Genomic DNA, 24,208 nt, shown 5'->3' with positions numbered 1-24,208 from the left:
CGGTACGCCCGGCATCGGCCGGTTACGAGACCGGGGCGTGCCGTACGCGCTGCGACCACCCCGCCCCTACGCATCCCCCCGCACCGCTCCCGTATACCTCCCCCCGTTCGGACCCGTCCGAAATGCGCTGTACGGGGGAGGGGGCGAGACTGGGCGGACGCGCGCACCGCGCCGTACTAGGAGGCGATATGGGCTGGTTGTGGGCAATCATCGTGGGTCTGGTGCTCGGTCTGATCGCCAAGGCGATCCTTCCCGGCAAGCAGAACATCCCGCTCTGGCTGACGACCGTCTTCGGCATCATCGGCAGCGTCCTCGGCAACGCCGTGGCGACCTGGATCGGCGTCAACGACACCAAGGGCATCGACTGGACACGCCATGTGCTGCAGCTGATCGGCGCCGTGGCCGTCGTCGGTGTCGGGGACATGCTCTGGGCGTCGGTCCGGGGCAGCAGAAAGAAAGCCTGACCCGCACCGGTCACCGGCGGTGACCGAGCACTGCGGCCGGACACGCGTCCCGCGTGTCCGGCCGCAGTGGTGTGCGTGTCCTACGGGCTCAGCCGCCCGTGACCTCGACAGCCGCCAGGTTCTTCTTGCCCCGGCGCAGCACCAGCCAGCGCCCGTGCAGCAGTTCCTCCCGGGCCGGAGCGGCCTCGCCGTCCGTGACCTTGACGTTGTTCACGTAGGCGCCGCCCTCCTTGACCGTGCGGCGGGCCCCCGACTTGCTCGGCGCCAGGCCGACCTCCACCAGAAGGTCCACCACCGGGCCCAGTTCGGTCACCTGTGCGTGGGGCACCTCGGAGAGCGCCGCACTCAGCGTCGCCTCGTCCAGTTCGCCCAGCTCACCCTGGCCGAAGAGCGCCTTCGACGCCGCGATGACCGCCGCGCACTGCGCACCGCCGTGCACCAGGGTGGTCAGTTCCTCGGCCAGCGCACGCTGTGCCGAACGGGCCTGCGGCCGCTCCTCGGTCAGCTTCTCCAGCTCTTCGAGCTCCTCGCGGCTCCTGAAGCTGAGGATGCGCATGTACCGGGAGATGTCCCGGTCGTCCACGTTCAGCCAGAACTGGTAGAACGCGTACGGCGTCGTCATCTCCGGATCGAGCCAGACGGCGCCGCTCTCGGACTTGCCGAACTTGGTGCCGTCCGCCTTCACCATCAGCGGCGTCGCCAGCGCGTGCACGGTGGCACCCGGCTCCAGCCGGTGGATCAGGTCGATGCCCGCCGTGAGGTTGCCCCACTGGTCGCTGCCGCCCTGCTGGAGAACGCAGCCGTGGCGCCGGTACAGCTCCAGGAAGTCCATCCCCTGGAGCAGCTGGTAGCTGAACTCCGTGTAGCTGATCCCCTCCTGCGACTCCAGCCGACGGGCGACCGAGTCCTTGGTGAGCATCTTGTTGACCCGGAAGTGCTTGCCGATGTCCCGCAGGAACTCGATCGCGGACATTCCCGCGGTCCAGTCCAGGTTGTTCACCATCGTGGCGGCGTTCGGGCCCTCGAAGGCGAGGAAGGGCTCGATCTGCTCCCGCAGCCGCTGCACCCACCGGGCGATGGTCTCCGGGTCGTTCAGCGTGCGCTCGGCGGTGGGACGGGGGTCACCGATCTGACCGGTGGCCCCGCCCACCAGAGCGAGCGGACGGTGCCCCGCCTGCTGGAGCCGGCGCACGGTGAGCACCTGCACCAGATGCCCGACGTGCAGACTCGCCGCGGTGGGGTCGAAGCCGCAATAGAAGGTGACGGGACCGTCCGCGAGAGCCTTGCGCAATGCGTCCTCGTCAGTGGACTGGGCGAACAGCCCGCGCCACTTCAGCTCGTCGACGATGTCCGTCACGGTTCCGGTGCTCCTTCGTGATCAATCGGGATGGAGATCTCCGAGCCAGTCTAGGCGGGTCATACGCCCAGGCTGACCGAGCTCATGTTGAAGTCCGGGATGCGCAGTGCGGGCATCGCGGCCCTGGTGAACCAGTCGCCCCACTCGCGCGGCAGCGTCTTCTCGGTGCGCCCCGCCTCGGACGCCCGGGACAGCAGATCGACCGGCGACTCGTTGAACCGGAAGTTGTTCACCTCGCCGACCACCTCACCGTCCTCCACCAGATAGACCCCGTCCCGCGTCAGCCCGGTCAGCAGCAGCGTCGCCGGGTCGACCTCCCGGATGTACCAGAGGCAGGTCAGCAGCAGGGCCCGCCCGGTCGTCGCGGCCACCATCTCCTCCAGCGACCGCTCACCGCCCCCGTCGAGCAGCAGGTTGTCGATGGGCGGGGCGACCGGCAGCCCGGTCAGGCCCGCCGTGTGCCGGGTGGTCGTCAGCCGCTCCAGCCGGCCCTCCTTCACCCAGTCCGTCGACGCCAGCGGCAGCCCGTTGTCGAAGACGGAGCCGCTGTCCCCGGAGGTGTGCGCGATCACGAACGGCGCCGCCTCCAGCCCCGGCGCGTGCGGATCACTGCGCAGGGTCAGCGGCAGCGGCGACAGCGTCTCGCCGAGCCGGGTCCCGCCACCGGGCGTGGAGAAGACCGTGCGGCCCTCGGTGGCGTCCCGCGCGGTGGACGACCAGAGCTGGTAGATCAGCAGGTCGGCCACGGCGGTCGGCGGCAGCAGCGTCTCGTACCGCCCGGCGGGCAGTTCGATACGGCGCTCGGCCCAGCGCAGGCGCTGCGCCAGTTCCGCGTCCATGGCCGCCGGGTCGACATCCTTGAAGTCCCGGGTCGCCCGGCCCGCCCACGCCGACCGGGTCCGGTCGGGGGACTTGGCGTTCAGCTCCAGCGTGCCGTTCGGCTGGTCGTGGCGCAGCCGCAGCCCCGTCGACGTACCCAGGTACGTCGAGTTCATCTCATGGTTGGCGAACCCGTACAGCTCCCGGCCGCCGGACCGGGCGCGGGCGAACGCGTCGCCGAGCGCCGGGGCGAAGTCGGCGAAGACGTCCGAACCCGTCTCGGCCGGTGCGTCCGTGAAGTCGGGGGAGGAGGGCACCCCGGAGACCAGCGGCTGCGCGTCCTCGGCCGGACCGGCCCCGCGGGCGGCCGCCTCGGCGGCGCGTACGAGCGGTTCCAGGTCGTCCGCGGTGACGGCGGACCGGGACACCACACCGGAGGCCGTGCCCTCGGCACCGTCGACCGTGGCGATGACGGTGAGGGAGCGCCCCCGGGTCACGCCGTTCGTGGTCAGCGCGTTGCCGGCCCAGCGCAGGTTGGCGGAGGAACTCTCGTCCGCGATGACGACACACCCGTCGGCGGTGGACAGGGCCAGGGCCTGCTCGACGATCTCGTACGGCTTGCTGACGCGGCTCATCGTCCGGCCTCCTGCGTCGTGTTGAGGATGTTCACGCCCCGGAAGAGGGCGGAGGGGCAGCCGTGCGAGACCGCCGCGACCTGCCCCGGCTGGGCCTTGCCGCAGTTGAACGCGCCGCCCAGCACGTAGGTCTGCGGGCCGCCGACCTTCTCCATCGAGCCCCAGAAGTCCGTGGTCGTCGCCTGGTAGGCGACATCGCGCAGCTGACCGGCGAGCCTGCCGTTCTCGATCCGGAAGAAGCGCTGCCCGGTGAACTGGAAATTGTATCGCTGCATGTCGATCGACCAGGAGCGGTCGCCGACCACGTAGATCCCGCGCTCCACCCCGCCGATCAGGTCCTCGGTGGACAGTCCGCCGGGATCCGGCGCCAGCGACACATTGGCCATGCGCTGTACGGGGACATGGCCCGGCGAGTCCGCGTACGCGCACCCGTTGGACCGGCCCAGACCCGTCAGCTTCGCGATCCGCCGGTCCAGCTGGTAGCCCACCAGCGTGCCGTCCTTGACCAGGTCCCAGGACTGGGCCTCGACGCCCTCGTCGTCGTACCCGATGGTCGCGAGCCCGTGCTCGGCCGTGCGGTCGCCCGTCACATTCATCACGGGGGAGCCGTACGCCAGCTTGCCCAGCTGGTCGAACGTGGCGAACGAGGTCCCGGCGTACGCCGCCTCGTACCCCAGCGCGCGGTCCAGCTCGGTGGCGTGGCCGATCGACTCGTGGATCGTCAGCCACAGGTTCGACGGGTCGACGACCAGGTCGTACGTCCCCGATTCGACGCTCGGCGCGCGCATCTTCTCGGCCAGCAGCCCGGGGATCCGCTCCAGCTCCGCGGCCCAGTCCCAGCCGGTGCCGGTGAGGTACTCCCAGCCCCGGCCCACCGGCGGCGCGATCGTCCGCATGGAGTCGAACTCACCCGTCGTCCCGTCCACCGCGACGGCGGTGAACTGGGGGTGCAGCCGCACCCGCTGCTGGGTGGTGACGGTGCCCGCGGTGTCCGCGTAGAACTTGTTCTCGTGGACGGTCATCAGGGACGCGTCGACGTGCGCGACGCCGTCGGCGCCGAGGAGCCCGGCGCTCCACTCCGCGAGCAGCCCCGCCTTCTCCTCGTCCGGTACGGAGAAGGGGTCGATGTCGTACGCGGAGACCCAGGTCCGCTCACCGTGCACCGGCTCGTCCGCCAGCTCCACGCGCTCGTCCGAACCCGCCGCCGCGATCACCTTCGCCGACAGCTTCGCCATGGCGACGGCCTGCGAGGCCACCTTCGCCGCCGCGTCCATGGTGAGGTCGACACCCGAGGCGAAACCCCACGCCCCGCCGTGCACGACCCGCACCGCGTACCCGAGATCGGTACTGTCCGACGCCCCGGCGGGCCGGGCGTCCCGCAGCCGCCAGGACGCGCTGCGCACCCGTTCGAACCGGAAGTCGGCATGCACGGAGCCCAGCGCGCGGGCGCGCGCCAGCGCCGCGTCGGCGAGGGCGCGCAGCGGCAGGGCGAGGAACGACTGATCTACCTCATGGGGCACAGGGGATTCCCTTCTCGATACACCACGGCAGTGAACCACGCCGGAGGGTGACCGCACCGGGGGATATCGAGCCGTACCCCGGGTATCCCCGGGTACCACCGGGCCCGGTGGTACCCGGGGCCGGACTGTAGGAACCCCACAGCACCTCGGGGACCGCGCTGTCGGAGGCCGATTCCTCGATCGGTGCGCGGTACCGATAGGTTTTCGATGTACCAGACCGCCAAGGAAAGGGTGATCCGTTGAGCCGCTCGGTTCTCGTCACCGGAGGAAACCGGGGCATCGGCCTCGCCATCGCCCGCGCTTTCGCCGACAACGGCGACAAGGTCGCGATCACCTACCGCTCCGGCGAGCCGCCCCAGGTCCTCACCGAGGCGGGCTGCCTCGCGGTCCGCTGCGACATCACGGACGCCGAGCAGGTGGAGCAGGCCTACAAGGAGATCGAGGAGAAGCACGGTCCCGTCGAGGTACTGGTCGCCAACGCCGGTATCACCAAGGACCAGTTGCTCATGCGGATGTCCGAGGAGGACTTCACGTCCGTACTCGACACCAACCTCACGGGCACCTTCCGGGTCGTCAAGCGCGCCAACCGCGGCATGCTGCGCGCCAAGAAGGGCCGCGTCGTCCTGATCTCCTCCGTCGTCGGTCTCCTCGGCTCGGCCGGACAGGCCAACTACGCCGCGTCCAAGGCCGGTCTGGTCGGTTTCGCCCGTTCGCTGGCCCGTGAGCTCGGTTCGCGGAACATCACTTTCAACGTCGTCGCGCCCGGTTTTGTCGACACCGACATGACCCAGGCGCTCACCGAGGAGCAGCGCAAGGGCATCGTGTCCCAGGTGCCGCTCGGCCGCTACGCGCAGCCCGGGGAGATCGCCGCCGCGGTGCGCTTCCTCGCCTCCGACGACGCGTCGTACATCACTGGAGCCGTCATCCCCGTTGACGGCGGATTGGGCATGGGTCACTGATCACCATGAGCGGAATTCTCGACGGCAAGCGCATCCTGATCACCGGGGTGCTGATGGAGTCGTCCATCGCGTTCCACACCGCGAAGGTGGCCCAGGAGCAGGGTGCCGAAGTCATCCTGACGGCCTTCCCCCGGCCCACGCTGACCGAGCGCATCGCCCGGAAGCTGCCCCGGCCGGCCAAGGTCATCGAGCTGGACGTGACCAACACCGAGCACCTGGACCGCCTCGCCGGTCTCGTCCGCGACGAGCTCGGTTCGCTGGACGGCGTCGTCCACTCCATCGGCTTCGCGCCGCAGGACGCGCTGGGCGGCAACTTCCTCAACACCCCGTTCGAGTCGGTCGCCACCGCGATGCACGTCTCGGCGTTCTCGCTGAAGTCGCTGGCCATGGCCTGCAAGCCGCTGATGAGCGAGGGCGGTTCGATCGTCGGCCTCACCTTCGACGCCCAGTACGCCTGGCCGCAGTACGACTGGATGGGCCCGGCCAAGGCGGCGCTGGAGGCCACCTCCCGCTACCTCGCCCGTGACCTGGGCAAGGACGGCCTGCGCTGCAACCTGATCTCGGCCGGACCGATCGGCTCCATGGCCGCCAAGTCCATCCCCGGCTTCTCGGAGCTCGCCGACGTCTGGAACCACCGCTCCCCGCTGGCGTGGAACATGGCCGACCCGGAGCCGGCCGGCCGCGGTGTCGTGGCGCTGCTCTCGGACTTCTTCCCGAAGACGACGGGCGAGATCATCCACGTCGACGGCGGCGTGCACATGATGGGCGCCTGACCGCTCCCGGCAACGCTTCCCGCGCGTTCCTTCCCGCGTACGGCCTCGGCCGCGTATCCCTGCCCGGTGTTCCGGGGGCGATACGCGGCCGAGGCCGTTCTGCCGGGCGCTCAAGTCGAAAAGATGGGCGATCCACCGCAGACTGTGGAGGAACCGGACTTATTGTCAGGCTGCGGGAGGGAGATCGCTGTGCGCCCCACGCGTCGCCGAACCCGGGTCCTGCTCGCCGCCTCCGTGATCGCCGTCGGCCTGGCCGTCCCCGTCGGGGTCCAGGCCGCGAACGGCGCCTCCGCCGGACCGGCTCCGGCCGCCCCCGAACCCGAACCCGCGGGCTCGGAGTGCCGTACGACGGTCGAGGGCTCCCGGGTCGTCGCCTACTGCCACAACCCGTACCCCTCCACCGACCTGGTGCAGCTGCACACCGAGTGCGGCCGCTGGTGGGACATCGACGCGGACGGCGCGGCGGTCGCGGTGGAGCCGGGCCGGACCGTACGGCTCGACGACCGCTGCTGGAAAGAGGTCGCCACGGCCTGGGTCAGCCACCGTCCGGGCCCGGCCTGAGCCCGGGGCCGAGGGCCCCGGGCCGGACAGCCCCTAGACCCGGTCCGCCAGGCAGGTCAGCGCATGCCCCGCGGCCTCGGACGCCGCCGTCTCGGCGTCCCCGGCCCGGATCGCCTCGACCAGCCGCGCATGGTCCATATGGTTCTCCGGCCGCAGCTCGGGGCCCACATCGCCGCGCAGATAGTCGCGCAGCAGATCGCCGAGGTCGGCGTACAGCTCGGTCAGTACGTCGTTGTGCGAGGCCGCGACCACCGCCAGGTGCAGGGTCGCGTCCGCCGCGACGAACGCCTCGGCATCACCCGCGGCCCAGGTCTCCTCGCGCCGCGCCATCAGCGCGTCCAGCTGCTTCAGATCCCGCTCGGTGCGCCGCACGGCTGCCAGCCGGGCCGCCGAGGACTCCAGCGTCGAACGCAGCTCGGCGATGTGGCGCGGGTCGGCGCTCGCGAACCGGCGGTGCATCACCCCGGCCAGCTCGCTGGTGGCGATGACATAGGTGCCGGAGCCCTGCCGGATGTCCAGCAACCCGTTGTGCGCCAGCGCGCGCACCGCCTCGCGGACGGTGTTACGGGCCACTCCGAGCTGCTCGACCAGCTCGGGTTCGGTGGGAATCCGCGCGCCCACGGGCCACTCGCCCGAGGTGATCTGATTCCTCAGCTGGGCAATCACCTGGTCGGCGAGTGCCGAACGCCGCGGAGACGTCAGCGCCATGCTGCTCCTTGCTCGTGATCGTGAAGCCTGAACCGTGAAGCCTGATCGATGAAGCCTGAACCGTGAAGCCCGAACCCGTGAACCGAACCGTGAAGCCGAACCGTGCGGTCCCGCGATTCTGGCAGGCGAACGGGGGGGGGCGCCGATCGATTGGACAATCAATCATCCCATGATTCTATGATGTCCTCATGCCGGACGACGAGACCCAGACCCTGAACCACGCCACCGAGGCCCGCGACCCCGCCGTTCCACCGGCCCCGCAGACCCTCAAGGCCGCCGACGGGCCCGCCCCGTGGCTGCTGCGTCTGGTCACCGTCGGTCTCGTCCTGGCCGCGCTCAACCTCCGCCCCGCCATCACCAGCCTCGGCGCCCTCCTGGAAGAGGTCCGCGACGGGCTGCACATGAGCGGCAGCGTCGCCGGTGTGCTCACCTCCGTACCGCCGCTCTGCTTCGCGGTCTTCGGTGTGATGGCCCCGCGTCTGGCCCGTCGCTTCGGCGCGGGCGCCGTCGTCTGCGCGGGCATGGTCGCGATCGCCACCGGCCTGGCCATCCGCCCCTTCATCGGCGGCACGGCGGGCTTCCTCGCCGCCAGCGCCCTCGCCCTCATGGGCATCGCCGTCAGCAACATCCTGATGCCGGTGATCGTCAAGCGCTGGTTCCCCGACCGTGTCGGCAGCATGACCGGCCTCTACTCCATGGCCCTGGCCCTCGGCACCGCGCTCGCGGCGGCGGTCACCGTGCCCATGACCGACGCGCTGGGCGGCCACTGGCAGACCGGGCTGGCGATCTGGGCCGTGCTCGCCGCCGCCGCGGTCCTGCCGTGGATCCCGCTCGTACGGGACCGGCACAGCGCTCCCGGGCAGACCTCCCGGCAGCAGGCGGCGACACCCGCCCTCAGGATCACCCGCAGCCGGACCGCCTGGGGCCTCGCCTGCTTCTTCGGCCTCCAGGCCACCGCCGCGTACATCACCATGGGCTGGATGCCGCAGATCTTCCGGGACGCCGGAGTCTCGGCCGGTACCGCGGGCGTCCTGCTCGCGGTCACCATGGCCATGGGCGTACCGCTCGCCTTCGTCATCCCCCGGGTCGCCGGCCGGATGCGGCACCAGGGCCCGATCGTCGTCGTCCTCGGCTTCTGCGGCCTCATCGGCTACGCCGGGCTCTACCTCGCCCCCGCGGCCGGAGCCTGGGCCTGGGCGCTGCTGCTCGGCATCGCGAACTGCGCCTTCCCGCTCGCCCTCACCATGATCGGCATGCGGTCCCGGACCGGCGCGGGTGTGGTCAGGCTGTCCGCCTTCGCCCAGTCCACCGGCTATCTGATCTCGATCCCCGGCCCGCTGCTCGTCGGCGTCCTGTACCAGCACAGCGGCGGCTGGGGCCTGCCGATCGCCCTGATGGCGGGTCTGATGATCCCGCAGATGGTAGCCGGAGTGCTGGCCGGCCGGGACCGGACGATCGAGGACGAATGCTGAGATGCGAGACTGGCCCCATGCCAGTGCTCGATCCGAATCCCCAGAACGGTCAGAAGAAACTCCTTCTCGTCTTCGGGGCGATGCTCCTCGTGACGGTGATCATCGGGGTCATCGCCTCGATCGCCTCCCCCTGACGAACCCCGGGGGGTGGGGACAGCCCCCCATCCCCTAGGGGGCCAGGGTCAGGGTGAAGTGGGTGGGTCACCGGATGGGCCCGGCACCGTGCGATCCGTAGGTTCGGGGTATCAGAACCGATGCCCCACGGAGGCGGACATGTCGGCCCGTACGCACACCAGCTCCCACCGCCAGGCCGCGGGGAGTGCCGACATCCGGCTGCCTTGGTGGGGCATCGCTCTGCCCGCCGTGGCGTTCGCCGCGCTCCTGATGCTGATCGTGAACCCCGGCCAGGCCCAGGCCGCCTCCGGAGACCCCGCGATCGGGCAGCTGATCGAGCGCGTCATCGCCCTGCTGTCCCGCTGACAGGCTGTCCCGTGTCCCGCCGTGACAGGCAGTCCCGCCGAAGGATCCACGCCGGGGGCCGCGGTGCCGAACCGCTTCGGCCCGCGCGTCAACACCCTGCGCCGGAGGGCGCATTTCGTGCGAAGCTGAGGTGTATGAGCGTCGATACACCTCGCAGGATCGTCCTTCTCCGGCATGCCAAGGCTGAATGGTCGCAAGCGTCCGACCATGAGCGGCCGCTCGCCGAGCGCGGCCGCAAGGACGCGCCCGTGGCGGGCCGAAAGCTCGCCGATTCCGGCATCGACTTCGATCTGGCCCTGTGCTCGACCGCCACCAGGACACGCGAAACCTGGAAGCTGGCGGTCCACGAGTTCGCACAGCGCCCCAGGACCGTGTACGAGGAGAGGCTGTACGACGCGTCCCTCGGCGAACTGGTCGCCCTGTTCAACGAGACCCCCGACGAGGTGCGCAACCTCTTGGTCATCGGGCACAACCCGGGCATGCACGGCGCCGCCGACGCTCTCTCGGGCTCCGCCGAGGCGGACACCCTGGCCAGGATGACCAGGGACGGCTTCCCGACCGCCGCCTATGCCGTGGTCGAGTTCTCCGGCTCCTGGAAGAGCGTGGAGCTCGGGTCCGGCAAGCTCACCGAGTACTGGACGCCCAACGACTGAGTACGGGCAACGGCCGGGTCCCGCAGCGGCGGCCCCCAGCAGAAGAGGAGGGCCCCCGTCACGCGCCGTGCGCGTGACGGGGGCCCTTACGCTCTTAGGCGTCCGCTCCCGGTCAGTCGACCAGGCCGTCCGCCGCCTCGACCTCCTCGCGCGTGATGCCGAGCAGATACAGCACGGTGTCGAGGAACGGCACGTTCACCGCGGTGTGCGCGGCCCTGCGCACCACCGGCTTCGCGTTGAAGGCGACGCCGAGGCCGGCCGTGTTCAGCATGTCCAGGTCATTGGCACCGTCACCGATCGCCACGGTCTGGGCCAGCGGCACCCCGGCCTGCTCGGCGAAGCTGCGCAGCAGCCGGGCCTTGCCCGCCCGGTCCACGATGTCACCCACGACCCGGCCGGTGAGCTTCCCGTCGACGACCTCCAGTGTGTTGGCGGAGGCGAAGTCGAGATTGAGACGTTCCTTGAGGTCGTCCGTGACCTGGGTGAACCCGCCGGAGACCACCCCCACTTGGTACCCGAGCCGCTTCAGCGTACGGATCAGGGTGCGGGCGCCGGGCGTCAGCCGCACCTCGGCCCGCACCTTGTCCACCACCGACGCGTCCAGGCCCGCCAGCAGCGCCACCCGGGCGTGCAGCGACTGCTCGAAGTCCAGCTCGCCGCGCATCGCCTGCTCGGTCACCTCGGCGACCTCGGCCTCGCAGCCCGCGTGCGCCGCGAAGAGTTCGATGACCTCGTCCTGGATCAGCGTGGAGTCCACGTCCATGACGACCAGCCGCTGAGCCCGGCGGCTCAGCCCGGCCGACACGACGGCGACGTCCACGCCGATCTCCGCGGCCTCGGTGGCCAGCGCGGTCCGCAGCGCCTCGGTCCCCGTACCGGACACCGCGAACTCGACGGCCGTGACCGGGTACTTCGCCAGCCGGAAGATCCGGTCGATGTTGCCGCCGGTCGACGTGATCCTGGCCGCTATGGCGGCGGTCGACTCCGCGGTGAGCGGGTGGCCCAGCACGGTCACATGGGAACGGCCGTCACCGCGGGGCCGGTTGTCACCGATGCCCGAGATGATCTCGGCCTGCAGCTTCAGCGAGTCGGCCCAGCTGTGGACGGTCGCCCGCAGGTCGCCCGCGCTCGTACCGCCCGCGGTCGGGGCGGTGACCAGGGCGCACAGGACGATACGGCCACGGGTGACGACCTGCTCGATGTCCACGACGTCGACGGAGTACGCGGCGAGGGTGTCGAAGAGCCCGGCGGTGATGCCGGGGCGGTCCTTCCCGAAGATCTTGACGAGAAGAGTGGGTGCGTCGCTGCCCTGAGGGGACTCGGGCGGCTCAGGAGACAGGGGAGGCTGAGGGGGCTGAGATGCGCTCATGGTGTGCCCACCGTATCGGTCCTGCGGCCCGGCCCCCAGGCCCGTCCCGCGTACCGGACGAAAGGGCGCGGGCTTACGGCGATCGCGGACAAAATGCCCGGCAGGGGGTGTGCGGCATGACCGGGCGCCGGGGCCGCGCGGATATTCCGGGGCCGTCACCATCGGCCGGGATGTGCGGCATCGGACCGTCTGCTCATGATTCGTACGCATTCATGGCCATTCCTGAACTCCGGGCCCCTTTTTCCCGGGGCCGGGATGCGTCCGCGCAGGTCTCCGCCCTGTCTTCACCCGCCCGACTTTCGGAACGGGGACTGCTCCTGGAATAGTTCCCCACGATGTTCAGCATCCCTAGACTCCCTGCAACGGGGGTAACTCGGGGGACAACTAGTGGGGCGCGGAGTGCCGGAACTCGTACTGGAATTGAATGGAAGGACCTGGACGCTCGATCCATCCAGGTCGTACACCCTTGGACGCGATCCGCAGGGAGACCTGACGATCGACGACGCCAGGGTGTCGTGGCGGCATGCCACGATCAGCTGGAGGGGCGGTAGTTGGTTCATCGAGGACCACGGCAGCACCAACGGCACCTATGCGCAGGGGCAGCGGATCCACCAGCTGGAGATCGGTCCCGGCTCCGCGGTGCACCTGGGCAACGCCACCGACGGACCTCGGCTGAGCCTCACCGGTGCGGCGGCCGCCGCGGGCGCCGGCCTCCACAGCGGCCAGGCGGCGGGAGCCCAGCAGGCCCCCGTGCAGCCCCACCAGGCTCCGTACCAGGCCCCGCAGCAGGGCGGCGCGGGCTGGCCGGGTCAGCAGGGCCCCGCCCCGCACCAGCCACAGCAGCAGGCGTGGCAGCAGGCCCAGCCGCAACAGGCTCAGGCCCAGCCGCAGGTCCCGCACCAGCAGGCCCCGGCACAGGGACACGGTGGCGCCGCGGGGGCGCCGCCGGTCTACGGGGACCGCAGCCCGACCACGTTCCACCAGCTGGACCTCGGCCGGGTGATGCGGATCGGCCGTGCGCTGGAGAACGAGCTGGTCGTCTCCGACCTCCAGGTCTCGCGCCTCCACGCCGAGTTCCGCGCGACGCCCGACGGCCGCTTCGAGATCCGTGACCTCGGATCCCACAACGGTACGTACGTCAACGGTCAGCCGCTCCACAAGTCCGGCTCCGCGCTCCTCGGCCCGAACGACATCGTCGGTGTCGGTCACTCGACGTTCCGCCTGGTCGGCGACCGGCTGGAAGAGTTCGTCGACACCGGTGAGGTCTCCTTCTCCGCCCGCCACCTCACGGTGACGGTCGACGGCGGGAAGCAGATCCTCAAGGACGTCTCCTTCGGCGTCCCGGAGAAGTCGCTCATCGCGGTCATCGGCCCGTCCGGGTCCGGCAAGTCCACCCTGCTCAAGGCGCTCACCGGCTACCGGCCCGCCAACCAGGGTGACGTCCTCTACGACAACCGGAACCTCTACAAGCAGTTCGCCGAGCTGCGGCAGCGCATCGGTCTGGTCCCGCAGGACGACATCCTGCACAAGGAACTCACCGTCACCAAGGCGCTCAAGTACGCCGCCAAGCTCCGCTTCCCCGCGGACACCACCGAGGCCGAGCGCCAGGCCCGGATCCTCGAAGTGCTTGCCGAGCTGAAGCTCGACATCCACAAGGACAAGAAGATCACCTCGCTCTCCGGCGGCCAGCGCAAGCGCGTCTCGGTGGCCCTGGAGCTGCTGACGAAGCCCTCGCTGATCTTCCTGGACGAGCCGACCTCCGGCCTCGACCCGGGCATGGACCGCGATGTCATGCAGCTGCTGCGCGGCCTCGCGGACGACGGGCGCACCGTCCTGGTCGTGACGCACTCCGTGGCCGAGCTGGCGATCTGCGACAAGCTCCTGGTGATGGCCCCGGGCGGTTCCGTCGCCTACTTCGGCCCGCCGGAGGAGGCACTCAACTTCTTCGGCTACACCACCTGGGCCGATGTCTTCTCCGCGTTCGAGAACTACCGCGACTACGACTGGGCGGGACGCTGGCGCGGCTCGCAGCACTACCAGATGTACGCCGCGGACATCGACGCCGTCGCCGCACAGTCCGTACACATGCCGCCGCCGCAGCAGCTGCGCCCGCCGAAGCCGCAGGGCTGGACGACGCAGCTGTGGACGCTGATCCGCCGCTACGTCTCGGTGATCGCGTCCGACAAGGGCTTCATGGGCCTGATGGTGATCCTGCCCGCGGTGCTCGGCGTGGTCAGCGTCGTCATTCCGGCGGAGTTCGGCCTGGCGGCGCCCACACCGCCGTCCCGGTTCAACGGCAAGGCCGGGACGATCATGCTGATCCTCGCGGTCGGCATGTGCTTCTCCGGTGCCGCCAACTCCGTACGAGAACTGATCAAGGAACGCGTCATCTACGAACGGGAACGGGCCACCGGCCTGTCCCGCTCCGCCTATCTGATGTCCAAGGTGATCGTCCTCGGCGTGATCACGGCCCTCCAGGGCGTCATCATCTGCGGCATCGGCTTCGCCACCCGCGATCTGCCGGAAGAGGGCCTGATCATGCCCCCGGCCGTCGAGATCTGCCTGTCCATCATCGCGCTGGGCTTCACCTCGATGATGTTCGGCCTGGTGATCTCCTCGCTGGTGAAGACCTCCGAGAAGACCATGCCGCTGCTGGTCATGTTCGCGATCATCCAGGTCGTCTTCACCGGCGTGCTCTTCCAGGTGTACGGGTCGCCCGGCCTGGAGCAGTTCGCCTGGCTGATGCCGTCCCGCTGGGCCATGGCCGCGGCCGGTACGACGCTCGACCTGGCGCACCTGATGCCGCCGTGGGACCCGGAGAACCCGACCGACCTCGACCCGCTGTGGGAGCACACGGCGGGCCAGTGGGGGATGAACATCGCGGTGCTGGTGGTACTCGGCCTCATCTGCGGCTTCGCGGTCGCGCGCCTGCTGCGCCGCCACGAGCCCGAGGTCATGCGCAAGTAACCCGCTCGCACGTACGCGGCGCACGGCGCGGCACGCGACGCACGACGCCGGAGGGCGGCACCCCGCACGGGGTGCCGCCCTCCGGCATGAGACGTGGGACGCGAGCGCGCCGTCCGGGCGCTGCGCGGGTGGCTCAGTACGCGCTGTTGACGTTGTCGATCGAGCCGTACTTGTCGGCGGCGTAGTTGGCCGCGGCGGTGAGGTTGGCGACCGGGTCGTACTGGCTGTGCGGCGTACCGGAGACGTGGTAGGCGTCGAAGGTCGGCTTGATGATCTGGAGCAGGCCGATCGAGGGGACGCCGTTCTGGGCGTTGATGTCCCAGCCGTTGATGGCGTTCGGGTTGCCGGTGGACTCCCGCATGATGTTGCGGTGCAGTCCGTCGTACGAGCCGGGGATGCCCTTGGCCTTCATGATGGAGAGGGCTTCCTTGATCCATCCGTCCAGGTTGTTGGCGAAGACGGGGGTACGTGCGGCCGAGCGGCTCGCGGCCTGGGCGGTGCGCTTCTTCGCGTCGGCCTTGGCCTTCGCGGCGGACTTCGCCTTCGCCTCGGCGGCTGCCTTGGCCTTGACCTCGGCGGCGGCCTTGACCTTCGCCTGCGCGTCGGCCGCTGCCTTCGCCTTCACCGCCGCGGCCTTGGCCTTCACGGCGTCGGCGGCCTTCACCAGCTGCTCGGCGGTGGAGTGCTGCTCGATGATGCTGGCCTGCACGGTCTTGGCCTGCGGGACGCTGCCGGCCGACGTGAAGGCCACCGGAGCGGCGGACAGGGCCGCGGGGGTGCTCTCGGCCTCGGCGTTGGACGGGACGAGGGAGAACACGAGGGCGGCGGCGCCGAGTGCGGAAACACCGGCGACGGAGAGCTTCTGGGTCTTGTTCAGACGACGGCGACGGCCGGGAATGCTGGACGCGGACATACAGACATACCTCTTCGAATAGCAGGTGTCCTCACGGAGGACGAGACGGGAAGCGGCGACGCATCTCCGTCGGGGACGGCTGCAATTCTTAGCGCCAGCAAAATGCTGTGGCAAAGGTGTGACGTACGAAGCCTGGTAGTGGAGCGGGGGAGCGCTCGTACGTGCTGGCCCCCGCTCATGCCCACCCAATTGCCCCTTGTGTACCCACTAGCAGTCTTCGTAAGTGACGTGGGTCCTATGTGCGGGCTCACATCGACCGCGTAACGGTTTCACCACCCGTTGCACAGGCAATGCGGAGTGTAAGGTTCCTCATCCGGAAGGAGGAGGCGGACACCCTCGGACTCATGCCGGAGGCGCAGCTGCCCCCCTGCCCCGCCACACCTGGGGCGTAGCGCCGCCGCACGCCCCCGGACCACTCCGGCCGTCTCCGGCAGCCCCCGGACGTGGCGGCCCGATCCCGGCCCGCCCCCGGTCACGGGGCCTTGCGGACTAGGACCGAGGGCTGAGGGGCGGCGGGACAAAGTCCTGGTCCCGCACGCTCCCCGACGCCGTCCACAGCCCGATACGGCCGTCGGACCCCGCCGGTACGGTGAGGCCATGAGTCACCGCCCACCGTCCGCCCTCGCCGCGGTGAGTGCCGCGCTGCTCGCCATGAGCCGGCATCTCGAAATGCGTGACGTCCTCAAGACGATCGTCACCTCCGCCCGTGAGCTGCTCGACGCCGAGTACGCGGCCCTGGGCGTCCCCGACGACCACGGCGGCTTCGCCCAGTTCGTCGTGGACGGAATCTCCGATGAGCAGTGGAAGGCCATCGGCCCGCTGCCCCGGCAGCACGGCATCCTCGCCGCGATGCTCCAGGAGGCGAAGCCGGAGCGGCTCGCCGATGTCCGTGAGGACCCCCGGTTCGGCGGCTGGCCCGACGCCCACCCCGACATGTCCGACTTCCTCGGCCTGCCCATCCGGGACGGCGACGAGATCATCGGCGCGCTCTACCTCGCCAACAAGAAGTGCCCCAAGCCCGAGGGCAGCTGCGGATTCACCGACGAGGACGAGGAACTGCTGTCGATCCTCGCCCAGCACGCGGCGATCGCCCTGACCAACGCCCGCCTGTACGAACGCAGCCGCGAGCTGACCATCGCCGAGGAACGCTCCCGCCTCGCCCACGAACTGCACGACGCGGTCAGCCAGAAGCTGTTCTCGCTCCGGCTCACCGCACAGGCGGCCGCCGCTCTCGTCGACCGCGACCCGGCCCGCGCCAAGGGCGAGCTCCAGCAGGTGGCCGCGCTCGCCGCGGAGGCCGTGGACGAACTGCGCGCCGCCGTCGTCGAGCTGCGCCCGGCCGCGCTCGACGAGGACGGCCTGGTCGCCACCCTCCGTACGCAGATCCAGGTCCTGGACCGGGCCCACAGCGCCGCGGTCACCTTCGAGAGCGCGGGCGTACGGGCCCTGCCCGCCGCTCACGAGGAAGCGCTGCTACGGGTGTCCCAGGAAGCCCTGCACAACGCCCTGCGCCACTCCGGCGCCGGGCGTGTGACCGTCACGCTGGCCCGGCACGGCCCGGACACGCTGCTGCGGATCACCGACGACGGCAGCGGGTTCGACGTCACGGCGGTCCGTCGCGCGGGCCGTCATCTGGGCCTCGTCTCGATGCGCCACCGGGCCGGCAGCGTCGGCGGGAAGCTCACCGTTGAATCGGAGCCCGGCAAGGGCACCACGATCGAGATGGAGGTGCCCGGTGGCTGACAAGATCATCAGGGTGCTGCTGGTCGACGACCACCAGGTGGTACGCCGCGGCCTGCGTACGTTTCTGGAGATCCAGGACGACATAGAGGTCGTCGGCGAGGCCGCCGACGGCGCCGAGGGCGTGGCCAGGACGGAGGAGCTACGGCCCGACGTCGTGCTGATGGACATCAAGATGCCCGGAACCGACGGCATCGAGGCCCTGCGCAAGCTCCGCGAGCTGGACAACCCCGCCAAGGTCCTCATCGTCACCAGCTTCACCGAGCAGCGCACGGTGGTCCCCGCCCTGCGCGCGGGCGCCTCCGGTTACGTGTACAAGGACGTCGACCCGGACGCCCTGGCCGGCGCCATCCGCTCCGTCCACGCGGGCCACGTCCTGCTCCAGCCGGAGGTCGCCGGGGCGCTCCTGGCCCAGGACGACGCGGGCAACGGCACGGGCCGGGGGAGCACCCTCACCGAACGGGAACGGGAAGTGCTGGGCCTCATCGCCGACGGCCGTTCCAACCGCGAGATCGCGCGTGCCCTGGTCCTCTCCGAGAAGACCGTCAAGACGCATGTGTCGAACATCCTGATGAAGCTGGATCTGGCGGACAGGACCCAGGCGGCTCTCTGGGCCGTACGCCACGGCGCCGCAGGCTGAGCGGCCCACGGGGCCGCAGGCTGAGCGGAACGGTCCGGTGCCGAGCGGGTCCGAGCGGAACGTTCCAGTCCGGGATGAGATTCATACTGTCGGGTGTATGTCACCCGAACGGCGCATCCCGGCGGGGTCCGCGGCGTTCTTCAGGGTGTGCTGCGGCGGTCGGCCGCGGCGTTTCCAGGAGGATCCTGAAGTGAAGAACCTGAAGAAGGCCGCCGCCGTCACCATGGTCGCCGGTGGACTCATCGCCGCCGGTGCCGGTGCCGCCTCGGCCACCGGACACAGCGGCGCGGACGCCCACGGCACCGCCGCCCACTCCCCGGGCGTCGCCAGTGGCAACGTCGCCCAGGTCCCGGTGCACATCCCGGTGAACGTGGTCGGCAACACCGTCGACGTGATCGGCCTGCTCAACCCGGCCTTCGGCAACTTCGGCCTGAACCACTGACCGACCCGGTCCCGGAAGCCGGGCGGCCCCTCCGAGGGGCCGCCCGGCTTCCGGGACCGTCCGTCGATCGCGGACCGAGCCCACGACGCCCCGGGGGAGCGGCACAGTCCCGCGCGCACCCCCGCGAGGGCTGCCCCGCCCCGCTACCCCCGCCCCCGCTCCACGTCCTCCACATACGCGTTGTACGCCGCCACCTGTGCCCGCCGCGCCACCCGCTCCACCGGCCTGAGCGCCTCGCCCCGGGCCGAGATCTCGGACGCGCTCACGGCGCCCCCGTGCCCGTTCTCGTACGCCACCGAGACGAGCAGGCCGACCCGCTGAGCCAGCTCCAGCACCCGCACCGCCCGCGGCGGATATCCGGGCGCCAGCACCTCGCGCCCCCGCTCCGCCCGTGCCCGGTACGCGTCCACGGCCGCCTCCGCCACCGGCCCCGACCCGGCCACGTCCAGCCGCGACAGCACCGCCGTCGCATCCCGCAACGCCTCCGCCAGCTCCCGCTCCGCCTCACTCAGCGACGGCACATCGGCCGGCGGTGCCTCCCGCACCGGCAGAACACGCCACACCACCTCGACGTGCCGGTCCCCGACGGGCCCCGCTCCACTCACCTCCGGGATCAGCCCGTACGGCACACCGGACGTGACCACCGCCTCCTCGGCCTCCAGGGCCCGCGCGTTGAACTCCGGCGGCCCGCTCAGCCCCAGCGGATGCCCCGGCACCGGCAGGGCGACCCGGAATCCGGTCGCCCCCAGCCTCCGCAGCCGCCCGAGCGCCAGCGTGAGCCCGACCGGCCCCGCCTCACCCGGCAATCCCTCGACGCGATGCACCGCGTCCTCCCCGACGATCGCGAGGGCGGCGTCGTCCGGCGATACAAGTCCGGCCAGAAGCGCGTTTCCCCAGGCGGCCAACAGCCCTGAGCGTGGTTCCGAAAGCATGGGAACAGCCTAGGGAACGGACCTCGCGCCCGGAGCACTCTTGCGGTGGCGTAGGTTTTCCCTGGGAGCTGTGCCTACAGGCACGCGACGATCTCGAGACTGCATGGGGAGACAACGCGCTCATGAGCGATGTACTGGAGCTGGTGGACGTATCCGTGGTCCGCGACGGACGCGCTCTGGTGGACGACGTCTCCTGGTCGGTCAAGGAGGGGGAGCGCTGGGTCATCCTCGGCCCGAACGGCGCCGGCAAGACCACCCTCCTCAACATCGCCTCCAGCTACCTCTTCCCGAGCACCGGCACCGCCCGGGTCCTCGGCGAGCAGCTGGGCGGCGTCGGCACCGACGTCTTCGAGCTGCGCCCCCGCATCGGTATCGCGGGCGTGGCCATGGCCGAGAAGCTGCCCCGGCGCCAGACCGTGCTGCAGACGGTGCTCACCGCCGCGTACGGCATGACTGCCACCTGGCACGAGAACTACGAGGCCGTCGACGAGGAGCGCGCCCGCGCCTTCCTCGACCGGCTCGGCATGACGGACTACCTGGAGCGCAAGTTCGGCACGCTCTCCGAGGGCGAGCGCAAGCGCACCCTGATCGCCCGCGCCATGATGACCGACCCCGAGCTGCTGCTCCTCGACGAGCCCGCCGCCGGGCTCGACCTCGGCGGCCGCGAGGACCTGGTCCGCCGCCTCGGCCGGCTCGCCCGCGACCCGTACGCCCCCTCCATGATCATGGTCACCCACCATGTCGAGGAGATCCCGCCCGGTTTCACCCATGTTCTGATGATCCGCCAGGGCAAGGTGCTCGCGCTCGGCCCCATGGAGACCGAGCTCAGCTCCCGCAACCTCTCCCTCTGCTTCGGTCTGCCGCTCGTCGTCGAGCACACCGGCGACCGGTACACGGCGCGCGGTCTGCCGCTCGGCTGAGCCCGGGGCGCCGCCCCGCCCGCAGTGCGCCGTCCGGCCGCTCACCGGCACCGCCACGGCGCTCCGCACGCCCATCTGCCGTACCCCGGTCCCACGTTGGCCGTCCGGCGCCCTGTCGGTGCGGGACTCACGGTCCTACGATGACCATGTGGACATCGACGCGTGGGTGTGGTGGCTGATCGGCGCGGTGGGACTGGGCATCCCGCTCGTCCTGACCGCGATGCCCGAATTCGGGATGTTCGCCGTCGGAGCGGTGGCCGCCGCGGTCGTAGCGGCCCTCGGCGGTGGCATCGTCGCCCAAGTACTGGTCTTCGTCGTGGTCTCGGTGGCGCTCATCGCCGTCGTGCGCCCGATCGCCGCCAGACATCGCGCGGGCCAGAGCCAGTACGCCACCGGCATCGACGCGCTGAAAGGCCGTCAGGCCGTCGTGCTGGAACGGGTCGACGCCGCCGGCGGCCGTATCAAGCTCGGGGGGGAGATCTGGTCGGCCCGCACCCTGGACAGCGACCAGAGCTTCGAACCCGGCCAGCAGGTCGATGTCGTGGACATCGACGGAGCAACGGCCGTGGTGATGTGACCGAACCGTGCACGGGGCGGGCCACGGTCTGCCAGACTCGAAGTCGATCATGTCGATCATCATGAGAACCGTACGGTCGTGAGACCCCGGCACTCACGAGAGTTCGACCCCGATCATCGCGATCCGTCGGCAACCGAAGGGCACGAGACACACGATGCAACCGATCATCATCGTCCTGATCATTCTGGTGGTGCTCGTCTTCATCGCCCTGATCAAGACGATCCAGGTCATCCCGCAGGCCAGCGCGGCCATCGTGGAGCGGTTCGGCCGCTACACCCGCACCCTGAACGCGGGCCTGAACATCGTCGTCCCGTTCATCGACTCCATCCGGAACCGCATCGACCTGCGTGAACAGGTCGTGCCCTTCCCGCCGCAGCCGGTGATCACCCAGGACAACCTGGTCGTCAACATCGACACCGTCATCTACTACCAGGTGACCGACGCCCGAGCGGCGACCTACGAAGTCGCGAGCTACATCCAGGCGATCGAGCAGCTCACCGTCACCACCCTGCGCAACATCATCGGTGGCATGGACCTGGAGCGGACCCTGACCTCCCGCGAGGAGATCAACGCGGCCCTGCGAGGAGTCCTCGACGAGGCCACCGGCAAGTGGGGCATCCGCGTCAACCGCGTCGAGCTCAAGGCGATCGAGCCGCCCACCTCCATCCAGGACTCGATGGAGAAGCAGATGCGCGCCGACCGGGACAAGCGCGCCGCGATCCTCACGGCCGAAGGCATCAGGCAGTCCCAGATCCTCACCGCGGAGGGCGAGAAGCAGTCCGCGATCCTGCGCGCCGAGGGTGAGTCGAAGGCAGCCGCGCTGCGTGCCGAGGGTGAGGCACAGGCCATCCGTACGGTCTTCGAGTCCATCCACGCCGGAGACCCGGACCAGAAGCTCCTCTCGTACCAGTACCTCCAGATGCTCCCGAAGATCGCCGAGGGCGACGCCAACAAGCTCTGGATCGTGCCCAGCGAGATCGGCGACGCACTCAAGGGCCTCAGCGGAGCCTTCGGCAACCTCGGCGGCGGAGTCCCCGGCTTCGACACCACCAAGCAGCGCCGCGAGGAGCCCCCGGTCGACTGACCCCGGAGCCGTAGCCCCGCCACGGGCCGGCCCGTCAGCCCTGGCGGTGCGTGACGACAGCCACCACGGCTCGCGACACACTGACCCACCGGGGATTACGGGACACCCCCGGCCCCGGTCGAACCCGCCGTCATGCATGATCAGTGAGGCCCCTCGACCTTCATGGCGGGGAGGCATCACTGACCATCGAAGGAGATGGCCTTGTCCATCTGGGAAATACTCGCGATCTTCGCAGCCGGTGTCGGCGCGGGCACGATCAACACGATCGTCGGCTCGGGCACATTGATCACCTTCCCCGTACTGCTCGCCACCGGCCTGCCGCCGGTCACCGCCACCGTCTCCAACGCCCTCGGCCTGATCCCCGGTTCCATCAGCGGAGCCATCGGCTACCGCAAGGAACTCGCCGGACAGCGCCGCCGCGTCCTCAAGCTGAGCATCGGCGCCGTGATCGGCGGCCTCACCGGGGCGACCCTCCTGCTGGCCCTGCCCTCCACGGCGTTCGAGACGATCGTGCCGATCCTGGTGGCGCTGGCCCTCGTCCTCGTCATCCTGCAGCCCCGCATCAGCAAAGCGGTCCAGAGCCGACGCGAGCGCACCGGCACACCCGCCCGTGCCGACGGCGGCCCGCTCCTGTTCACCGGCCTGATGCTCGCCAGCGTGTACGGCGGCTACTTCACCGCCGCCCAGGGGATCATCTACCTCTCCCTGATGGGGATGCTGCTCGACGACACCATGCAGCGGCTCAACGCGGTCAAGAACGTCCTGGCCGCCGTCGTCAACAGCATCGCCGCACTGTTCTTCCTCTTCGTCGCGGACTTCGACTGGACGGCCGTCCTGCTGATCGCGGTCGGCTCGGCGATCGGCGGGCAGATAGGGGCCAAGGTCGGCCGCCGCCTCAGCCCCACCGTGCTGCGCTGCCTGATCGTCGTGGTCGGCACCACCGCCATCGTCCAGCTGCTGCTCCGCTGACACACGGAAGCCCGCCTCCCCACGGAGGCGGGCTTCCGGTACGGCAAAGGGCGTACGCCGACTACGCCGCCGACCGGTCCAGCCACTCCGGCAGCGCCGAGCGGTCACCGGCCCCCATCGCCAGCAGCATCGCATCGGCCGGAGAGGGCACGAACGGCTGCCGCAGCAGCGGCATCCCCGCCTGCTCGGGCGTGCGGGCCGCTTTGCGGTGGTTGTCCTCGGCACACGAGGCCACCGTGTTCAGCCAGGTGTCCTGACCGCCCTGGGCACGCGGCACCACATGGTCGACGGTGCTGGCCCGCCGTCCGCAGTACGCGCACCGGTGCTGGTCGCGTATGAGCACGCCCCTCCTGGACCACGGGGCCTGTCTTCGGAACGGCACCCGTACATAGCGGCAGAGCCTGATCACCCGGGGCACCGGAATATCCACGGCGGCACCACGCATACGGAGTCGGGGATGCGACTGCTCGACGACGGCCTTGTCCGTCAGGATCAGTACCACCGCACGGTTGAGAGTCACCGTCGACAGCGGCTCGAAGCTCGCATTGAGCACCAGCGTGTCACGCATCCTGCCCACCTCCCGTGTGCCGCCCGCCCCCTGGCAGGCCCGGATCAACTCTGGCTGGGCGGGCCGCGATGGACAACGCAATAAAAAATGCCCTGCTCTGATCTCTCCAAGACCAGAGCAGGGCAAACAACAGAAGAACTAATCGCCGGCGGGACCCGTGTACTCCCCGACCAGCTGAGCACGGCCGAGCGTGTGGAACCGCAGATTGAATCCGGCCACCGCGGGGGACACCTCGCTGTCGATCCCCAGCCTCTCGCTGTCCACCGCGTACACGGTGAACACATAGCGGTGGTTCTCCCCGGCCGGGGGCGCGGCACCGCCGAAGTCCTTCGACCCGTAGTCGTTGCGGACCTGTACGGCGCCCTGGGGCAGACCCTCGAACGTTCCGCTGCCCGCACCGGCCGGCAGCTCCGTGACGGATGCGGGGATGTCGAAGACCACCCAGTGCCAGAACCCGCTGCCCGTCGGGGCGTCCGGGTCGAAACACGTCACGGCGAAGCTCCGGGTCCCCTCCGGGTGGCCCTCCCACCGCAGCTGCGGCGAAGTGTTCCCCGCCGCGAGCACCTGCGCGTCCGCCAGCACCGCCCCCGGCGCGAGATCCTCGCTCACCACGGTGAACGAGGGGACCTCGGGATGGAAGTCGTGCGGCAACGGCGCCCTCTTCGGCTCGGTCACGTCAGCACCTC

At 70.3% G+C, this 24,208-nt stretch carries 25 protein-coding genes; 16 read left to right on the top strand and 9 right to left on the bottom strand.

The genetic code is table 11. The features are described from left to right. Positions 1-188 precede the first annotated feature (188 nt). Positions 189-464: a GlsB/YeaQ/YmgE family stress response membrane protein gene (locus tag OG251_RS08525; RefSeq protein WP_326676582.1), complete on the top strand. Its 276-nt coding sequence runs from the start codon at positions 189-191 to the stop codon at positions 462-464. 88 nt (positions 465-552) lie between these two features. On the opposite strand, the gene tyrS is transcribed toward OG251_RS08525, so the two are convergent. From tyrS to OG251_RS08510, 3 genes are read right to left on the bottom strand one after another with little or no spacing between them, the layout of a single operon-like run. After that, entirely contained in the window at positions 553-1,821 is a 1,269-nt protein-coding gene (gene tyrS / locus OG251_RS08520; RefSeq protein ID WP_326676581.1) for a tyrosine--tRNA ligase, read from the bottom strand. Between the two features lie 59 nt (positions 1,822-1,880). Beyond that, positions 1,881-3,275: a metallopeptidase TldD-related protein gene (locus OG251_RS08515; protein WP_326676580.1), complete on the bottom strand. Its 1,395-nt coding sequence runs from the start codon at positions 3,273-3,275 to the stop codon at positions 1,881-1,883. Beyond that, positions 3,272-4,795, bottom strand: a complete 1,524-nt coding sequence (locus tag OG251_RS08510; RefSeq protein ID WP_073720183.1) for a TldD/PmbA family protein — start codon at positions 4,793-4,795, stop codon at positions 3,272-3,274. Before OG251_RS08510 ends, OG251_RS08515 begins: the two co-directional genes overlap by 4 nt. Before the next feature lie 239 nt (positions 4,796-5,034). On the opposite strand from OG251_RS08510, the gene fabG reads away from it, so the two are divergent. From fabG to OG251_RS08495, 3 genes are all read left to right on the top strand, one after another. After that, the gene (fabG, locus tag OG251_RS08505; RefSeq protein WP_073720182.1) at positions 5,035-5,754 is read left to right on the top strand and encodes a 3-oxoacyl-[acyl-carrier-protein] reductase; all 720 of its coding nucleotides are present in this window, start codon (positions 5,035-5,037) and stop codon (positions 5,752-5,754) included. A 5-nt stretch (positions 5,755-5,759) separates the two neighbouring features. Further along, positions 5,760-6,527: an enoyl-ACP reductase FabI gene (gene fabI, locus OG251_RS08500; RefSeq protein WP_326676579.1), complete on the top strand. Its 768-nt coding sequence runs from the start codon at positions 5,760-5,762 to the stop codon at positions 6,525-6,527. A 189-nt stretch (positions 6,528-6,716) separates the two neighbouring features. Further along, entirely contained in the window at positions 6,717-7,088 is a 372-nt protein-coding gene (locus OG251_RS08495) for a hypothetical protein (RefSeq protein WP_326676578.1), read from the top strand. 33 nt (positions 7,089-7,121) lie between these two features. Here the strand turns inward: OG251_RS08495 and OG251_RS08490 are convergent, their stop codons facing one another. After that, positions 7,122-7,796 carry a FadR/GntR family transcriptional regulator gene (locus OG251_RS08490; protein ID WP_326676577.1) on the bottom strand — a complete coding sequence of 225 codons (675 nt, stop codon included), beginning with the start codon at positions 7,794-7,796 and terminating at the stop codon, positions 7,122-7,124. Between the two features lie 188 nt (positions 7,797-7,984). Here OG251_RS08490 and OG251_RS08485 point away from each other — a divergent pair, with 188 nt between their 5' ends. The 4 genes from OG251_RS08485 (at position 7,985) to OG251_RS08470 (ending at position 10,401) form a co-directional block, all read left to right on the top strand. Next, the gene (locus tag OG251_RS08485; protein ID WP_326676576.1) at positions 7,985-9,268 is read left to right on the top strand and encodes a CynX/NimT family MFS transporter; all 1,284 of its coding nucleotides are present in this window, start codon (positions 7,985-7,987) and stop codon (positions 9,266-9,268) included. Positions 9,269-9,285: 17 nt separating this feature from the next. Further along, positions 9,286-9,402, top strand: coding sequence for an SGM_5486 family transporter-associated protein (locus OG251_RS08480; protein WP_266808408.1), 117 nt, complete (start codon positions 9,286-9,288; stop codon positions 9,400-9,402). A gap of 139 nt (positions 9,403-9,541) precedes the next feature. Further along, positions 9,542-9,748 (top strand): hypothetical protein, encoded by a 207-nt coding sequence (locus OG251_RS08475; protein WP_073720177.1) that lies wholly within the window; start codon positions 9,542-9,544, stop codon positions 9,746-9,748. A 134-nt stretch (positions 9,749-9,882) separates the two neighbouring features. Next, positions 9,883-10,401: a SixA phosphatase family protein gene (locus OG251_RS08470; protein ID WP_326676575.1), complete on the top strand. Its 519-nt coding sequence runs from the start codon at positions 9,883-9,885 to the stop codon at positions 10,399-10,401. A gap of 112 nt (positions 10,402-10,513) precedes the next feature. Here the strand turns inward: OG251_RS08470 and serB are convergent, their stop codons facing one another. Continuing rightward, positions 10,514-11,770, bottom strand: coding sequence for a phosphoserine phosphatase SerB (gene serB / locus OG251_RS08465; RefSeq protein ID WP_073720175.1), 1,257 nt, complete (start codon positions 11,768-11,770; stop codon positions 10,514-10,516). A gap of 387 nt (positions 11,771-12,157) precedes the next feature. Here serB and OG251_RS08460 point away from each other — a divergent pair, with 387 nt between their 5' ends. Continuing rightward, entirely contained in the window at positions 12,158-14,737 is a 2,580-nt protein-coding gene (locus tag OG251_RS08460) for an ABC transporter ATP-binding protein/permease (protein ID WP_326676574.1), read from the top strand. Between the two features lie 133 nt (positions 14,738-14,870). Here OG251_RS08460 and OG251_RS08455 read toward each other — a convergent pair whose 3' ends face one another. Continuing rightward, positions 14,871-15,650, bottom strand: a complete 780-nt coding sequence (locus tag OG251_RS08455) for a transglycosylase SLT domain-containing protein (RefSeq protein ID WP_326676573.1) — start codon at positions 15,648-15,650, stop codon at positions 14,871-14,873. Between the two features lie 597 nt (positions 15,651-16,247). On the opposite strand from OG251_RS08455, the gene OG251_RS08450 reads away from it, so the two are divergent. The 3 genes from OG251_RS08450 (at position 16,248) to OG251_RS08440 (ending at position 18,472) form a co-directional block, all read left to right on the top strand. Further along, entirely contained in the window at positions 16,248-17,393 is a 1,146-nt protein-coding gene (locus OG251_RS08450; RefSeq protein ID WP_326676572.1) for a GAF domain-containing sensor histidine kinase, read from the top strand. Then, positions 17,386-18,030 carry a response regulator gene (locus tag OG251_RS08445; RefSeq protein ID WP_073720171.1) on the top strand — a complete coding sequence of 215 codons (645 nt, stop codon included), beginning with the start codon at positions 17,386-17,388 and terminating at the stop codon, positions 18,028-18,030. The genes OG251_RS08450 and OG251_RS08445 overlap by 8 nt, the downstream gene beginning before the upstream one ends. A 190-nt stretch (positions 18,031-18,220) precedes the next feature. Then, the gene (locus OG251_RS08440; RefSeq protein WP_326676571.1) at positions 18,221-18,472 is read left to right on the top strand and encodes a chaplin; all 252 of its coding nucleotides are present in this window, start codon (positions 18,221-18,223) and stop codon (positions 18,470-18,472) included. Between the two features lie 143 nt (positions 18,473-18,615). On the opposite strand, the gene OG251_RS08435 is transcribed toward OG251_RS08440, so the two are convergent. Next, complete coding sequence (locus tag OG251_RS08435; protein WP_073720169.1) at positions 18,616-19,404, bottom strand: hypothetical protein; 789 nt, start codon at positions 19,402-19,404, stop codon at positions 18,616-18,618. A 122-nt stretch (positions 19,405-19,526) separates the two neighbouring features. Here OG251_RS08435 and OG251_RS08430 point away from each other — a divergent pair, with 122 nt between their 5' ends. From OG251_RS08430 to OG251_RS08415, 4 genes are all read left to right on the top strand, one after another. Further along, on the top strand, positions 19,527-20,324 hold the full coding sequence (locus tag OG251_RS08430) for an ABC transporter ATP-binding protein (RefSeq protein WP_326676570.1): 798 nt from the start codon (positions 19,527-19,529) through the stop codon (positions 20,322-20,324). A 148-nt stretch (positions 20,325-20,472) separates the two neighbouring features. After that, on the top strand, positions 20,473-20,901 hold the full coding sequence (locus tag OG251_RS08425; RefSeq protein ID WP_073720167.1) for an NfeD family protein: 429 nt from the start codon (positions 20,473-20,475) through the stop codon (positions 20,899-20,901). A 154-nt stretch (positions 20,902-21,055) separates the two neighbouring features. Next, the gene (locus OG251_RS08420) at positions 21,056-21,985 is read left to right on the top strand and encodes an SPFH domain-containing protein (protein ID WP_266808430.1); all 930 of its coding nucleotides are present in this window, start codon (positions 21,056-21,058) and stop codon (positions 21,983-21,985) included. 195 nt (positions 21,986-22,180) lie between these two features. After that, positions 22,181-22,954 carry a sulfite exporter TauE/SafE family protein gene (locus OG251_RS08415; protein WP_326676569.1) on the top strand — a complete coding sequence of 258 codons (774 nt, stop codon included), beginning with the start codon at positions 22,181-22,183 and terminating at the stop codon, positions 22,952-22,954. Between the two features lie 61 nt (positions 22,955-23,015). Here OG251_RS08415 and OG251_RS08410 read toward each other — a convergent pair whose 3' ends face one another. Both OG251_RS08410 and OG251_RS08405 read right to left on the bottom strand, forming a co-directional pair. Further along, positions 23,016-23,522, bottom strand: a complete 507-nt coding sequence (locus OG251_RS08410; protein WP_326676568.1) for an HNH endonuclease — start codon at positions 23,520-23,522, stop codon at positions 23,016-23,018. A 138-nt stretch (positions 23,523-23,660) separates the two neighbouring features. Further along, complete coding sequence (locus tag OG251_RS08405; RefSeq protein WP_326676567.1) at positions 23,661-24,197, bottom strand: YbhB/YbcL family Raf kinase inhibitor-like protein; 537 nt, start codon at positions 24,195-24,197, stop codon at positions 23,661-23,663. Positions 24,198-24,208: the final 11 nt, after the last annotated feature.

Source organism: Streptomyces sp. NBC_01237 (assembly GCF_035917275.1).
Lineage (GTDB): Bacteria > Actinomycetota > Actinomycetes > Streptomycetales > Streptomycetaceae > Streptomyces.
Note: the sequence above shows the minus strand (reverse complement) of the source record. Positions and strands in the feature narration are given on the sequence as shown.